The sequence below is a fragment of the Pseudomonas sp. FBCC-B35 genome, assembly GCF_059133755.1.
The window spans coordinates 58,317-73,704 of record NZ_CP101439.1 but is presented as its reverse complement, the minus strand read 5'-3'; the positions used below and the strand labels follow the sequence as shown (position 1 = coordinate 73,704).

General features: G+C 59.7%; 13 protein-coding genes. 5 read left to right on the top strand and 8 right to left on the bottom strand.

Translation table 11 applies throughout. The annotated features are described in order from the left end of the window. Positions 1-30 precede the first annotated feature (30 nt). Positions 31-738 (top strand): PA5502 family lipoprotein, encoded by a 708-nt coding sequence (locus tag NMB38_RS00355; protein ID WP_027913243.1) that lies wholly within the window; start codon positions 31-33, stop codon positions 736-738. A gap of 45 nt (positions 739-783) precedes the next feature. Here the strand turns inward: NMB38_RS00355 and katE are convergent, their stop codons facing one another. Beyond that, positions 784-2,919, bottom strand: a complete 2,136-nt coding sequence (katE, locus tag NMB38_RS00350; RefSeq protein WP_027913244.1) for a catalase HPII — start codon at positions 2,917-2,919, stop codon at positions 784-786. A gap of 222 nt (positions 2,920-3,141) precedes the next feature. Here katE and NMB38_RS00345 point away from each other — a divergent pair, with 222 nt between their 5' ends. From NMB38_RS00345 to NMB38_RS00335, 3 genes are all read left to right on the top strand, one after another. Further along, the gene (locus tag NMB38_RS00345; protein ID WP_027913245.1) at positions 3,142-4,149 is read left to right on the top strand and encodes a methionine ABC transporter ATP-binding protein; all 1,008 of its coding nucleotides are present in this window, start codon (positions 3,142-3,144) and stop codon (positions 4,147-4,149) included. Further along, a complete protein-coding gene (locus tag NMB38_RS00340) occupies positions 4,149-4,820 on the top strand; it encodes a methionine ABC transporter permease (RefSeq protein WP_027913246.1) in 672 nt (223 codons plus the stop codon). The genes NMB38_RS00345 and NMB38_RS00340 overlap by 1 nt, the downstream gene beginning before the upstream one ends. A gap of 64 nt (positions 4,821-4,884) precedes the next feature. Then, a complete protein-coding gene (locus NMB38_RS00335; protein WP_027913247.1) occupies positions 4,885-5,655 on the top strand; it encodes a MetQ/NlpA family ABC transporter substrate-binding protein in 771 nt (256 codons plus the stop codon). Positions 5,656-5,781: 126 nt separating this feature from the next. Here the strand turns inward: NMB38_RS00335 and NMB38_RS00330 are convergent, their stop codons facing one another. Further along, positions 5,782-6,414 (bottom strand): SCO family protein, encoded by a 633-nt coding sequence (locus NMB38_RS00330; protein WP_027913248.1) that lies wholly within the window; start codon positions 6,412-6,414, stop codon positions 5,782-5,784. A gap of 356 nt (positions 6,415-6,770) precedes the next feature. On the opposite strand from NMB38_RS00330, the gene NMB38_RS00325 reads away from it, so the two are divergent. Continuing rightward, on the top strand, positions 6,771-7,412 hold the full coding sequence (locus tag NMB38_RS00325; protein ID WP_027913249.1) for a hypothetical protein: 642 nt from the start codon (positions 6,771-6,773) through the stop codon (positions 7,410-7,412). Between the two features lie 53 nt (positions 7,413-7,465). Here NMB38_RS00325 and NMB38_RS00320 read toward each other — a convergent pair whose 3' ends face one another. The 6 genes from NMB38_RS00320 to NMB38_RS00295 form a co-directional block, all read right to left on the bottom strand. Then, complete coding sequence (locus NMB38_RS00320; protein WP_282478379.1) at positions 7,466-8,998, bottom strand: SulP family inorganic anion transporter; 1,533 nt, start codon at positions 8,996-8,998, stop codon at positions 7,466-7,468. 190 nt (positions 8,999-9,188) lie between these two features. Beyond that, positions 9,189-9,908: a carbonic anhydrase gene (locus NMB38_RS00315; RefSeq protein WP_023532649.1), complete on the bottom strand. Its 720-nt coding sequence runs from the start codon at positions 9,906-9,908 to the stop codon at positions 9,189-9,191. 394 nt (positions 9,909-10,302) lie between these two features. Beyond that, entirely contained in the window at positions 10,303-10,761 is a 459-nt protein-coding gene (locus tag NMB38_RS00310) for a hypothetical protein (RefSeq protein ID WP_028687756.1), read from the bottom strand. Positions 10,762-10,976: 215 nt separating this feature from the next. Further along, positions 10,977-11,825 (bottom strand): hypothetical protein, encoded by an 849-nt coding sequence (locus tag NMB38_RS00305; protein WP_049695247.1) that lies wholly within the window; start codon positions 11,823-11,825, stop codon positions 10,977-10,979. 357 nt (positions 11,826-12,182) lie between these two features. Beyond that, positions 12,183-13,241 (bottom strand): PA0069 family radical SAM protein, encoded by a 1,059-nt coding sequence (locus NMB38_RS00300; protein ID WP_049695248.1) that lies wholly within the window; start codon positions 13,239-13,241, stop codon positions 12,183-12,185. Positions 13,242-13,302: 61 nt separating this feature from the next. Next, positions 13,303-15,309: a M3 family metallopeptidase gene (locus NMB38_RS00295; RefSeq protein WP_345956478.1), complete on the bottom strand. Its 2,007-nt coding sequence runs from the start codon at positions 15,307-15,309 to the stop codon at positions 13,303-13,305. Positions 15,310-15,388 lie beyond the last annotated feature (79 nt).

The window sequence follows — 15,388 nt, the reverse complement described above, 5'->3', positions numbered from 1 at the left end:
CGCTTTTTGCGCAAATAGAGAGCCGCAGGAATGAAGCCGTTTGCCTCCCGTTGTCTGCTTGTTGGCGTCTTTTCCCTGTTCCTTGCCGCGTGCTCCCATGCACCGGTCGAACAGGCCAGCACGCCTGCCCAGCCTGATGCATGGCAGCAGTTGCAACAAAATATCGCCAGCAACGAGCTGGCCACCGCAGAAGACCAACTGGTCTCCCTGCAAGCGCAGTCGCCTGGCGATGGCCGCGTCGAGCAATACCAGCGCGAGCTGGCCGAAGCCTACCTGCAACGCAGCCAGATCATGTTGCAGAAGGGTGACGTGAATGCGGCGGTCACAGCCCTGGCGCGCGCGCGCGCACTGATGCCACAGGCACCGGCGGTCACTGGCGGTGATGCCGTTTCACAAGCGCGCAAGGCCGAGCTGGCCAAGGCCGAAGCCGCACTCAAGGCTGCCGAAGCCAAACCCAAGGCTCGAGTGATCGACCCCAGTGCGCCCAGTACGGTGATTGCGTTGGAAACCACCGACATCCAAGCCATGCGCCAGCAGCTCGATGACATCGCCGCCGACGTGGTCAATTATGGTTGCGATGTGGTGTTCCAGGTGCCACGCAGCGCGGATGCGCCGTGGCTGAAGACATTGCTGGCCAAGCGTGTTCGCAAGATCGACAGCACCTTCGACCTGAAACAAAAGCACGACATCCAGCGCGCGTTGCCCGCTCAGGTGGTGCTGGTACCCCACCAGCGCTAGGCCCGTGGATAGGGGCTGCAATGCAGCCCCTGACACGCGGAGGGTTTAAGCAGGAACCGCTTCGGCAGCCGCTTCACGCTCCCACACGCGATGCCCTTCCACTGCCTTGACGAACGCGTCCATGGCCTTCTGGTCGTCGCCGGTCAGCAGACCCTTGTCTTCCTTCAGGCCCAGCGTTGCAAGCAGTTCCTGGGTCAGCACCATCGCCTTGAGATGCTTGTAGCCCTCAAGCAGGAAGTGCTTGGCCAGGCCACTGGCCGCCATGGCATCGGTGGACGCCTTGCCAGCGGGTACAACGATGCCATCGAACATGATCGACGGCATGCCTTCCATGGAGGCATCTACCGGCAGTTGCGTACCGTCGGCGGCTTTCACAGGCGCCGAGGTCGGGCCCAGCAGCATGGGGCGAGCGCTCTGCGCCTCCAGGGCCTTGACCATCTTGTCGACGCTGGCGGCATCCACGCCGTTGGCGATCAGTACAGCGATCTTGCGACCCTTGATCCCGACCTTGCCCGGATGGTTCATCTGGCTCAAGGCTGGCGATTCGGCCAGCTGGCTGCCCTTGACCTTGACGGTACCGGCTTTAGGGGCTGGCAGGCCCAGGTTTTCCGCCACGGCTGCTGCCAGCTTCAGGTCGATGTTGGCGAGAATCTCATTCACCTGGCGTGCACGTATGTGCTCACGCTCAACCTTGCCCAATTCGAAGCTGTAGGCCTTGATGATGTGCTGCTGCTCGGTCGGGCTCATGCTCTGGAAGAACAGGCGCGCCTGGGAGAAGTGATCACCGAACGAGTCGCTGCGCTGGCGAATCTTGTGCGCATCGACGCGCTCCTGATACGTCTCGAAACCGCCGTCGCGTGGGCCGGGCGGGGTTTCCTTCGGCCAGCCGCCGTCGATGGAGTTGGGCTCGTAGGCGGCGCGGCCTTTGTGCACGATATGCTGGTGCATCGCATCGCGCTGGTTGTTGTGGTTCGGGGCAACCGGGCGATTGATCGGGATCTGGTGGAAGTTTGGGCCACCCAGGCGGCTGATCTGAGTATCGGTGTAGGAGAACAGGCGACCCTGCAGTAACGGGTCATTGGTGAAGTCGATGCCCGGCACGATGTGGCCTGGGCAGAAAGCGATCTGCTCGACCTCGGAGAAGAAGTTGTCCGGGTTGCGATTGAGCACCATCTTGCCCAGCGGGGTGACCGGGACCAGCTCTTCAGGGATGATCTTGGTCGGGTCCAGCAGGTCGAAGTCGAACTTGTGCTCGTCGGCCTCAGGCACGATCTGCACGCCGAGTTCCCATTCCGGGTAGTCGCCGGTTTCGATGGCTTCCCACAGGTCACGACGGTGGTAGTCGGTGTCCTTGCCCGCCAGTTTCTGCGCCTCGTCCCACAGCACGGAATGCACGCCCTCGCTGGGCTTCCAGTGGAACTTGACGAAGTGGGCCACGCCTTCGGCGTTGACCAGACGGAAGGTGTGCACGCCGAAACCTTCCATCATGCGCAGGCTGCGTGGGATGGCGCGGTCCGACATGGCCCAGACGACCATGTGCGCCGATTCAGGCACCAACGAGACAAAGTCCCAGAAGGTGTCGTGGGCCGAACCGCCGGTGGGGATCTCGTTATGCGGCTCGGGCTTGACGGCGTGTACGAAGTCCGGGAACTTGATGGCGTCCTGGATAAAGAACACCGGCATGTTGTTGCCGACCAGGTCGAAGTTGCCTTCATCGGTATAGAACTTCACGGCAAAGCCGCGCACGTCGCGCACCGTGTCACCGGAGCCGCGCGGCCCCTGAACGGTGGAAAAGCGCACAAATACCGGGGTGATCTTCTCCGGATCTTGCAGGAAACCGGCCTTGGTCAGTTCGGCGTGGCAGCCATAGCTCTGGAAATAACCATGGGCACCGGTGCCTCGTGCATGGACGATCCGCTCCGGGATGCGCTCATGGTCAAAATGGGTGATTTTCTCGCGCATGATGAAGTCTTCAAGCAGCGAGGGGCCGCGGTCGCCGGCCTTCAAGGTGTTCTGGTTGTCCGAAATGCGCACACCCTGGTTGGTGCGCAGCGCCTGCCCGGTGGCATCGCTGCGGTCTGCTTCCAGGCTCTGCAACTTGGCATTGGTATTGGCCCGATCCGGGGTCTGAGTACCTGCGGCCTCGCTGTGCTTCGGCGCATCCTTGTTCTTGCTGGGCATGGTTGGCTTTCCTCATCAGTCTTCGGGCGCCCGATCGGGCTTGTCCAGTTAGTGACCCGGGCACAAGAGCGAGCGTTCCATCGGGATGACCAGCTGTCGCCATATAGCGTTCTGATTGGTCAGAGGCAAAATAAATGCTAAGAACAGCGGTTATAAAAGGCTAAAATGCGGCCCCCAGCCCACCGCTGAATCAATTTCCATGCGCCCCACAAGGTTCGCTACGTGATCGAGTTCCAACAGGTACACAAAACTTACCGCGTTGCCGGTAGAGAAATTCCCGCCCTGAATCCGACGACCCTGACGATCGAGGATGGCCAGGTGTTTGGCCTGATCGGCCACTCCGGGGCCGGCAAGAGCACCATGCTGCGCCTGATCAACCGCCTGGAAGAGCCTTCCGGCGGCAAGATCATTGTCGACGGTGAAGAAGTGACCGCGTTCAATGCCACCCAATTGCGCGGCTTTCGCCAGCAGGTCGGCATGATTTTCCAGCATTTCAACCTGCTGGCGTCCAAGACCGTCGCCGACAATGTCGCCCTGCCACTCACCCTCGCTGGCCAATTGTCGCGCGCCGAGATCGACAAACGCGTGGTCGAGCTTCTGGCCAGGGTCGGTCTGTCGGACCATGCGCGCAAGTACCCTGCGCAGTTGTCGGGCGGTCAAAAGCAGCGCGTCGGCATTGCCCGTGCTTTGTCCACCAACCCGAAGATTCTGCTGTGTGACGAAGCAACCAGCGCCCTGGACCCGCAGACCACCGCCTCGGTACTGCAGCTGCTGGCCGAGATCAACCGTGAGCTGAAGCTCACCATTGTGCTGATCACCCATGAAATGGACGTGATCCGCCGTGTCTGCGACCGGGTGGCAGTAATGGACGCCGGCCAGATCGTCGAGCAGGGCTCGGTGGCGGACGTGTTCCTCCATCCGCAGCACCCCACCACCAAACGCTTTGTGCAGGAAGACGAGCAAGTCGACGAAGGCGAGCAGCGCGACGATTTCGCCCATGTGCCAGGCCGCATCGTGCGACTGACCTTCCAGGGTGACGCGACCTATGCACCGCTGCTGGGCACCGTCGCCCGTGAAACCGGCGTCGACTACAGCATCCTTGCCGGGCGTATCGATCGCATCAAGGACGTCCCCTACGGCCAGCTCACGCTTGCCCTGATCGGCGGCGACATGGAAGCGGCCTTTGCCTGCTTCAAGGCTGCTGATGTTCATATGGAGGTATTGCGTTGATGGACGCCCTGAGTTTCTTCGCTAACGTCGACTGGGCCGAAATCTGGCTGGCAACCGTCGATACCATGATCATGCTGTTCGGCTCGCTGTTCTTCACCGTACTGCTCGGCCTGCCACTCGGTGTGCTGTTGTTCCTGTGCGGCCCGCGGCAAATGTTCGAACAAAAGGGCGTGTACGCGTTGCTGTCGCTGGTGGTCAACATCCTGCGCTCGCTGCCGTTCATCATCCTGCTGATCGTAATGATCCCTATCACCGTGCTGATCACGGGTACATCGCTAGGCGTGGCAGGTGCGATCCCGCCGCTGGTGGTGGGTGCTACCCCGTTCTTTGCACGTCTGGTCGAAACCGCCCTGCGCGAAGTAGACCGCGGCATCATCGAAGCTACCCAGTCGATGGGCGCCACCACGCGCCAGATCATCACCAGCGCGCTGTTGCCTGAGGCCCGGCCAGGGATCTTCGCCGCGATCACCGTCACGGCCATCACGTTGGTTTCCTACACCGCCATGGCCGGTGTCGTGGGTGCCGGTGGCCTGGGGGACCTGGCGATTCGTTTCGGCTACCAGCGCTTCCAGACCGACGTCATGGTCGTGACCGTGGTGCTGCTGCTGGTGCTGGTGCAGGTCCTGCAAAGTGTCGGCGACCGGCTGGTTGTGCATTTTTCCCGTAAGTAACCCCAATGGGGTCGGCTCGACCGACCCGTTCGGGGGCCGTCGCGGCCCTCACAAGGAGTGATCAATGAAGAAGCTGCTTGCTGTCGCTGCCGCCATCGCGGCCTTCTCGGCCCAGGCCGATACCCTCACCGTCGCCGCTACGCCGGTGCCGCATGCCGAGATTCTCAATGTGGTCAAGCCGCTGCTGGCCAAGCAAGGGGTGGAGCTGAAGGTGAAGGAATTCACCGACTACATCCAGCCAAACGTACAGGTGGCGGAAAAGCGTCTGGACGCCAACTTCTTCCAGCACCAGCCTTACCTCGATGAGTTCAACAAGGCCAAGGGCACTGACCTGGTGAGCGTGACTGGCGTGCACATCGAACCGCTGGGCGTCTACTCCACCAAGATCAAGAAGCTCGACGAACTCCCGTCCGGCGCCACCGTAGTCATCCCCAACGATGCCACCAACGGTGGCCGTGCTCTGCTGCTGCTGGACAAGGCTGGTGTCATCAAGCTCAAGGACAACACCAACATCCTCTCCACTGTGAAAGACGTTGCCGAGAACCCGAAGAACATCAAGTTCCGCGAACTTGAAGCGGCCACCATCCCGCGCGTGCTGACCCAGGTCGATGCCGCCCTGATCAACACCAACTATGCACTGGAAGCCAAGCTGAACCCGGAAAAGGATGCGCTGGCCATCGAGGGCAGCGATTCGCCTTACGTGAACATCCTCGTCGCGCGTCCGGACAACAAGGACAGCGAGGACATGAAGAAGCTGGCAGCCGCTCTGCATTCGCCTGAGGTGAAGCAGTTCATCACCGAGAAGTACAAAGGCGCTGTAGTACCCGCGTTCTGAGCCTGCGCCCTGGGTCGCCTGGCGACCCAGGGTAAGGTTGCTACTGGCGCGTGACACAAGCACGGGGGCAATGCGCCTGTGCTATCGCCCCAGAGGCCAGGCCCCGCGCAGGGCCCTGAGCGATGCTCAGTCGCCCTGGACCAGACCAGGTAGGCGGGCCACCAATTTCTGGCTGTCGAACGGCGCACGAATGAAGCCACGCTGACGGCCGTCCGGGCCGACGATGGCCAGGTTGCCGCTGTGGTCCACGGTGTAACCGGGCTTGCTGGTATCGGCTGGGATGAAGGGAATGCTGAGCGCATTGGCCAGCTTCTGAGTGTCTTCCACGGAACCGGCCAGCCCCATGAAGTCCTTGTCGAAATAACCCAGGTACTGCTTGAGCTGGTTCGGCGTGTCGCGGTTGGGGTCCACGCTCACCAATACCACCTGCAAGCGGTCCAGCGCCTGCTTGGGCAGTTCACTCTTTACCTGCCGCAGCTGCGCCAACGTGGTGGGGCAGATGTCCGGGCAGTAGGTATAGCCGAAGAACAGCAGCGACCACTTGCCTTTCAGCTGGTCCAGCTGCACCGGCTGGCCATCCTGGTTGGTCATGGTCACGCCAGCCACCGTCCGGCTTTGCGGCAGCAGGATGATGCCAGCATCGATAAGCTCGGTGGCGCTCGGGGCGCGTTTGGCGTTGAGCACATTGTTGAGGATCAGGCCCATGATCACAACGATCAGGGCAGCGATGATGAAGACGGCTTTCTGGGTTCGGGTCATGGGCTCGGTAACAGGTTGAGGTCGACGATCGCTGTGACGAACAGCGCACAAGGTAGGCAGTAGGGTACGCGATGCCGACATGCTGCGCATGCGGCGCGGCGCCACGGCCTGCACTGGCCTTTTCAGGCTGCCCGGAAGGATCAGCACGGTGGGCGAGGCTCTTCATGAAATGAACTTCATCCGCCGCCTCAAGGCTCTAAACCGGTGTAATTGAAGGAAAACCGTCAGGCAGGGAACGCCATATATGCTGGATGCCACAGGGATTGGATCCGTTTATAACAAATGGGTCTTAACTTAATTGAATATCCAGCTAAGTTAGTGTCTTCCGTTTGAAACGTTTTGTCCTTGGAGTTGTCATGAACATCGCTGCTGTACGCGAGCAGGTGAATCAAGCCCATCAACATGAAGGCCAGACCGGCCAGCTGAAAAAACGTCTCGCGCTGCAACTGCCGCACCTGCACCCGTCCATTCAATTGCCGGAGCAGGGTGCTCAGGACACGCTGGCGCGCTTTGTGGGTGCCTACATCGATCAAGTGCCGGAACTGCTCGAAGCGGCTCATGAGGTGGCACGTGAAGCCGGCATCGAGTCGCAGATCACGCCGGTGCTGAAGATTGCCGAGGCTTACTTCCTGCAGCCGCCCAGCGTGATGCAAGGGCATGTCGGCCTGGACTGCCTGTTGGATGAGGCCTATCTGGCCCATCGCCTGGTGGAGGAGGTGAACGACCTGTACATCCGGCACTTCCAGCAGCCGCTCATCCCCGTCGATACCACCGTTGCCAACCTGATCGCTCACCAGCTGATCGGCGAGGCGTTCGCCAATCAGCTCGACGAAGTGGTGCACCATTCGGTCGATGAAATGCTCGACGACGAGAGCTTCGCCGCCGAATCCGTAGAGGCCTACCGCGAGAAGCTGAGCAGCCCTGAAACCGGCGCCGCCTGGAAACGTTGGCCTTGCTTGTCACGTCAGCTGGGCGTGGAGCTCGGCCAGCCAGCCTGAGCAGGGCCAGGCTGGCTGTTCCTGCGATGGCCGGCCTGGGCCACGGCCCGCTGTCAGGCGCCGACGCCGGACGTGGTACGTAACCGTCCCTCTACCCGCCGTTTCAAGCGCTTGTGCTCGACGCGAAGCTTGGAGCCATTGGCTGCATTGCTGCGGCTCCAGTCTTCGAGCAATTCCAGGCAGGCGTGGTCGATGTAACTGAGGTTGCCCAGCGGCACATGCAAGGTGGTGCCGGCCGGTACGCCGTCGAGCACCTTGGTCAGCGCCGGCACCTTGAGGAAGGTGGCCGCGCCGCTCAGGCGAAGTTCCATGTGCCCGGCCTTGGGCAGGTCCACCAGGTTGATCTTCAGGCGTGCTGCCTTTAAGGCGAGCTTGAGCAACGTCAGGGCAAAGCCCAGCAAGACGCCCGTGAGCAGGTCGGTGAAGATGATCGCCAAGGCGGTGGCCGCATAGGTGAACATCGGCATCCGGCCATAGCGTCCAAGGCCCCGGAAGGCTTTGAGATCGACCAGTTTTATCCCGGTAAACACCAGCACCCCGGCCAGGCTTGCAATCGGGATCTGCTGCAAGATGCTGCTGAGCACCACCACGAACGCCAACAGCCACACGCCATGCAGAATCGCCGAAGCCCGGGTTTGTGCGCCGGCCTGAACGTTGGCCGAGCTACGCACGATCACGCCGGTCATGGGCAGCGCGCCCAGTACGCCACACAGCATGTTGCCGATGCCTTGGGCCGAGAGTTCCCGGTCGAAATCCGAGCGCTGGCCACTGTGCATGCGGTCCACCGCTGCGGCGGACAACAAGGTTTCGGCGCTGGCGATGAATGCCAGTGCGAAGGCAGCCACCAGCAGGCTAGGGTCGGTCAGTTTCATCAGGTCATCGAGCCGAATCCAGTCGATGGCCTCGGACAAGTCCGCCGGTACCTCCACGCGGTTCACCGGCAGCGCCAGCCACAGGCTGATGGCAGTCATGGCTGTCACGCCCAGCAATGCCCCCGGAATGAAGCGCAAACGCTGTGGCCGCAACCGTTCCCAGCCCCACATGATGACCATGGTACCCAACCCCAATGCACCGGCCTGCCAACCCATGCCTGCGCTTTGCAGGGGCAATGCCCCAGCGACGGTTGCGGGGAACGCCAGCAGGTTCTGCATGCCCGACGGCTGAGGCGCCGTGTCGAACATCACATGGACCTGCGACAGCACGATCAGTACCCCGATACCCGCCAGCATGCCGTACACCACCGCAGGCGCCGTCACTCGAAACCAGCAGCCCAGGCGCAGGCGCCCGGCCAGCAACTGCAGTATCCCTGCCAGGAGCAGAATCGGCCCGAGCATGGCCATGCCGTGCTGGCGCACCAACTCAAAGACCAACACCGCCAGCCCAGCTGCCGGTCCGCTGACCTGCAACGGGGAACCGGCAAGAAAACCGACGACAATGCCGCCGATGATACCGGTGATCAGTCCCTTGGCCGGCGGCATACCGGAGGCGATCGCAATGCCCATGCACAAGGGCAGGGCCACCAGAAAGACCACTACCGAGGCCAGCAACTCACGCGGCAGGGCCGCTTTCAGCTGTGTAATGTTCACCGTATTACTCCTTTCTCTATCGCACGGCCATTCCTCTGGCCGCGGGCACGTTTAGCCCCGACAGGCGCGCAGCAGCAAGCCGCCAGCGCAGAAGCCGGCACACCAGTCAGGGAATTCAGGGCAGCAGACGGCCACGCCACACCCCAGCGGGGTGTAGCCGGCCATCAAGGTTCAGCGGTGGTCGGGTCGCTTAGTAGCGGCCTCTCGGAGTAGCGCAGGGCACTGGCTGGTCTGCCGACAACGGCAGGAAGCTGTCGCTCAAGGCGTCGTAGGCTTCGATCTTGCTCGTCTCGATGTCGTACACCCAACCATGGATATACAGCTCGCCAGCGGCAAGGCGCGAAGCAACGGAGGGGTGCGTACGCAGGTGATGCAGCTGGGCGATGACGTTTTCCTTGGTCAGCACCTGCATGTTCTCGTGCTCGGTTTCGCACGTGCAGTTGTTCTCGACCACGGTGCGGGCTACTTCGGCATGACGCAGCCATGCGCTGACGGTCGGCATCTTGGCCAGCGACTGCGGGTTGAGCACGGCGCGCATGGCGCCGCAGTCGGAGTGACCGCACACGATGATGTGATGCACCTTCAACGCCATGACGGCGTATTCGATGGCGCTGGAAACGCCGCCGTTCATCTGGCCATAAGGCGGGACCACGTTGCCGACGTTGCGAGTAACGAACAGATCGCCCGGCGAGCTTTGCGTGATCAGCTCCGGCACGATGCGCGAGTCGGCGCAGGTAATGAACATGGCGCGCGGCGTTTGCGCCGTGGCGAGCTTCTTGAACAGCTCTTGCTGCTCAGGAAAAACGTCATGATGAAAGCGCAGGAAGCCGTCGACAATGTGCTTCAGGGCGGCATCGGCGCTCTCCGCAGGGACCTGCGGCACGACCTTGGATGGGTCCTTTACGGGCATGATTCATCCTCTTGACGGTGAGTAGGCAAATCCATTTTACCGGTGAAAGATTCTGGCAATGCTGGGATTTAGATGACAGGCATTGAGCATAAATCACAGTCGGTGTGGACTGATTTCCTACGCTAGCCGGGAAAACTTAACTGAAACTTAATTCGGAGGCTCTAGAACGGGCGTTCCAGATGATCAGGAGGGTGTTTCAATAGTAGCAAAAAAGCATCAATTGCCAAGTACCATGACTGCAATTATTTGCTCGGATTAGTGAGGCTGGGGGTAGTCCCCCAGCGCTTTGTCAAAGGTAGTCTGTCAAGGCGCAGAGGCAACGCGCCGTCCGGGCTACATTTCGCACATCTGTAGTGCATCGGGTTTTCGAAGGGAACGATACCTCGATGCCCGATCAAGCCTTCCGGTCTTTCAATGTCAGAATCAAGTCACGAACGGCCTCGCCCGCAGCTGCGATGTAGCCTTTGTAGAAATCCCTGCCCTGGCGTAGCAATGGGGAGCCCTCTAAGGACTCGGCAGCCGCTTCAACTGTTGCCGAGCCGTACTCTTCACTCATCGCTGCCACACTTCGAGCACGTGCCGCCGGGTCGTTATACGACTTCTGATACCAACTGGACACTTGGTATTCAACGCCCTCGCGCTCGAATTTTTCACGCATGCTCGTTGCCAGCGTAGCCAGTGACTGCTGGATTATTACGGGGTCGATGGAATGGGCCTTCAGGTAGTTCTCAACGCACCTCTGAGCCGCGATGATCAAGGCGTCATGGGTGTACCCCTCCATCGGTGGGAAAACGCCTTCGGGGAGTTTCATGCCTGGGGTGTACGGGTGGTAGGTATAGTCTCGGCCAGCCATGTCTGACTCCGTTGCGTAAACAGGGGAGTTGCCGGACAACGCGAGTAGGCTGACAGCCAAAGCTAGACCCAAGCGTCCGGAATGAAAAAACTTGCAATGTGTTCTGGATCGAAGGCGGGTTCGGTTCATCCGTATCTTGGCTAGAGGTTCGTTATTCGCGGGTTATGCAGCAGAGAATATTCAAAGCCGCGGTAATCACAGCGTGATGCGGCAACTCAATCAATGCCCGAATTTTCTAATCCTGCTATCAGGTCGCGCACACCATCACCGGCGCTTTCAATGTAGTCGCCGAGAAAGTTACGGTCTTTTTCCAGTAACGGGGAGCCTCTGAGTGACGCGGTAGCAGCGCGCACAGCAAGCGCACCAAAGTGCTCAGCCATGTCTGCAACGCTTTTGCCACGGTCCGCGCTGTTCGCGTAAGGTTTCTGGTACCACGTCGATATCTGATACTCGACATTTTGGGCTTCAAATGCCTGATTAAGCTGCTTGGTCAAGCCAATTAACGATTCACGGACAAGCGCTGGTTCGATACCCCCTTTATCCAAAACTGATCGTGCGCGCGTGGTAGCCGCGCCAATCAAATCCTGATGGGTGTAACCCGGCATCGGTGGGAACACACCCTCCGGAAGTTCCATGCCTGGCTGATAGGGTTGATAGTGGTTAGCGCCATCTTGCATGGCAAGCTCCTTGGCTTGAACAGTTGATGACATAGCCGACACAACGGTGAATGCGCCATAGGCAAGCAGGGCCAGTAAGCAAGGCCGCAGACGAGATCGGCGGGGATGGGAGGCCTGAAACGCTGCAGCGCCGATTGCTGCCTCCAAATTTTTGGTAGTACGCATACCTTCCCTGCTGGACATGTAACGCCTGCTGGCCGGCCAAATCTTGTTGTCTACGTCGCTGAAGTTTTCGGGCATCGATAGATCTTTGAAGGTAAGGCCCGGTAGCTGTTTGTGACAGGCTTTTAAATCGGCCTGCTTTTCAATTCTAACCGTGTAATGAGCGCTGTTCCGAATGAAGGAACGGACCTTAAATTTATCCTGGTGCCGGAGGTCATGGAGCACCTCGCTCCGTTTTTCACTTGTTTACCAGCACGCGCCAATACATTTTTATGCCGACTAACGGGTAACAATTGGCATGAGGTTACCCGAGCAATCCGTGAACACGGAATAGCAATATACTTACGTTCATGTAAGTATTCGCTTACACGAACGACATGCGTATGATTCAATTCGGAAGGGCAGTACGGGCAAAACCCCGCAAACGTTAGGTCCATCGATCACAACATTATCGCTCTGAACGCATTACCCTCTTTGAGTGCGTGCCCGCTTTCAACAATAAATCACCGTCCATTCACAATCACTGACGAACGCCTATCTACGTTTTCAATGCGACAGAGCGTTTGCGCCATGCTCCATGGTTCACAACAACTGAAGCTGGACGCCAGGCGGACTAAACAACGAACAGTCCAGTTTCAAGGCGCCACGGTCCTGTAATCCCAATTTGCGTATACACTTGGCGAAGCGCTGGGCAAGCAACTGTGCAAACACTCCCTCGCCCTGCATACGAGCACCGAAACGGCTGTCATAAAGCGCTCCACCCCGGCTTTGCCGAATAAGGCTGATTACATGGGCTGCACGCTGCGGGTAGTGATCGTGCAACCACTGCTCAAACAGAGGGGCCACCTCAAGCGGTAAGCGAAGCATCATGTAGGCTGCGCTTTGCGCCCCAGCCTCTTGCGCCGACTCCAGCAACTGCTCCAGTTCACAGTCGTTGATCATGGGAATGATCGGCGAGCACAGGACGCCTACGGGTACGCCGGCATCGCGCAGCAGGCGTATGGCCCGCAAGCGTGCAGCAGGCGAAGCGGCACGGGGCTCCAGAATGCGCTTGAGGCCGGCATCAAGGGTGGTATGGCTGATCATCACGCGCACGAGCCGCAAGCTGGCCATTTCGGTCAACAGGTCAAGGTCACGCAGAACCAAGGCGCCCTTGGTAACGATGGTCACTGGGTGGCGAAACTTCAGCAGCACCTCCAGCAAACGCCGGGTCAGCATGTATTCGCGCTCTATGGGCTGATAAGGGTCGGTGTTCGCCCCCAGGTTGATTGGCGCACACACGTACCCAGGTTTGCTCAGCTGCTGCGCCAGCACATCGGCTGCATTGGTCTTGGCAATCAGCTTGGTTTCGAAATCCAGACCAGGCGACAAATCCCAATAGGCGTGCGAAGGGCGTGCATAGCAGTAGATGCACCCGTGCTCGCAACCGCGATAAGGGTTTATCGACCGGTCGAAGGGCAAATCGGGTGAGGTATTGCGGCTGATAACCGTCTTGGCCGTCTCGATCCGCACTTCGGTCCCTTGCGTGACCGGTACATCTTGGTACCAGCCATCGTCCTCATGCGAAGAGTGGGTAGGGCCGAAGCGGTTATGCGGGTTATGCGCAGTGCCGCGGCCCTTCAACGGAGGTGAATATGACATGGCTACACCCTTTACTGTATGCATGTACAGTAAAGGGCCTGGCGACTAATTGCCAGCCCGATCATCCGACGGCCTGAAGCCACTGGAGGTAGGGGTGTAGGTTTGTCTCACGGCCAAGAAACTGCATCACTCCTTCACGCAATGGGCGCGATGCTCCGGGGGCAATCAATGACTCGAGCAGCGCCTGTCCAAGTGCACGATCAAGTAGCCCTGTTTGCTCGAAGCGGGTGAAGATATCCACAGCACATACATCTGCCCAGAGGTACGCGTAATAACCGGCGTCATAGCCGGTAACCAGGTGGTCGAAGGCGTGGGCTGGGTGCTCTAGGGCGTTTAAAGGCCAGTAACCACATTGCTCGCGCGATCGAGTAAATCGCTGGCGAAGGGTTTTCCCGTCAGCTGGGTTCGTGTGCAGATCCACATCGAACAAGGCCTTGCTCAGCTCAAGCGCGGCTTCGCCGATGGCTTCGCGTCTGTAGCGCTCGACGCACTGCTCGACCTGCGCCCTGTCAATCTGACGCCCATCCGAATAGTGCGAGGAAATGCTGACGAGATAGGCGGCGTTCCACACCCAACGTTCGAACAGCTTGCCGAAGAGCTCCGTACCGTCCGTACCGAGTTCGACTACGCCCGACTGGATCTGATTGTCCGTGCGCACCAAGAGGTGGTGCAAGGCATGGCCGAACTCGTGGTACAGCTTGCGCAACGCGAGGTGATCCAACAGTGGCTGCGCACCTGCACTACCTTCGGGCACATCGCTGAAGACGATCACCACCGCTTGCTGGAAAATCCCTTCCGCGTCGATCCGGCGGTTACGCACATACGTTGTGAACACCGCCTCTGCCTGCTTACCGGCGTGCTGCACGGCATCGAGGTAGAGCAAGCCAATCCGTGCGTCGTCCTGGAATGCCTCGAACACCAGTACCGAGGGTGCCCATACGGGGGCAGGGGTGGGCCTCAACTCCAGGTCAAAGAGCCGCTTGGCCAGCTGGACCAACGCGTCGATGACGGCAGCCATCGGGAAAAATTCGCGCAGCGCGTCCTTTGGCACTATCTTGGCCGCGTCTCGCAGTTGCTTTTGGGCAAAGCGTAGGTCCCAGGGCTGCATGTCTTCCAGACCCAATGCCTGAGCGTCACGCTCAAAGTCTGAGCGCCACTGCAGCACTACGGGCTTCATGCCAGCAGCCAAGCTTTGCAGGAAGGCGCGAACCTGGTCTGGCGAACCAGCACTTTTACGCGCCAAGCTCAGGGTCATGTGATCGGAGAACGCCAATAGCGTCGCTCGTTCATGGCGCAGAAGGGCCAGTTGCTGCAGCACTTGACCATTATCTTGCGACAGGTCGGTATTGACGCCACGTCCATGAAAAGCCTGATACACCTGCTCACGGAGAGCACCCAGCTCGGCCTCTTCCAGCACACGCTCGGCAGCCCAGCTTTCGCAAGGTATGGACCATCCGTTACTGCCACGCTGCCTTGCTCGCTCGCTCAACTCATCGAGACTGCGTTGGGACAGACCACGCAGCTGAGTGACGTCATCGACGATCATGTCCGGCTGGTCGAGATTAATCAGATACTGCTCTTCAAGCTCGGTTATCCGACGTTGCAGGTCGAGCAGCCGCGCCTTGTCGCTCGTGGGCAGGGAAGCGCCACTCACGCGAAACCTTTCCAAGTGCCAGCGCAGTGTTGCCCGCTGGCGATCATCGAGGTTAACGCCGATATCGCTGTGCGCCAGCTGTTCATACAGCGACTGAAGCTGCTCGTTGCTAAACCTTGAGTCCAACGCAGCGCTGGCCGCGATATGAAACGCCAGGATAGGGTCACTCCAGGTCTGCCCTTTGCCCAGAAAGGGCATTACCCCATAAAGCACTGCGTACACCTGGGCGTCCAGATCATCCATGGCCAGCACCAGGTCATCCCATGTTGGCATCGATGGCTGGCTGTTGATCACGCGCTCGATGCCTTGAGCATACTGCTCAAGGACCTGATCGAATGCATCCTGCATGCTTTCGACTGCAATGGAGGGGTAGTCGACGGGCACATTGCCGTCTTGCAGAAGCGGGTTGCTCATCACGCGTTACCTTGCTCAATGATGGGAGCATGCAAGCGTGGACGACTGCGCAAGCGTGCAGGTCGCTCTTAATTACCAC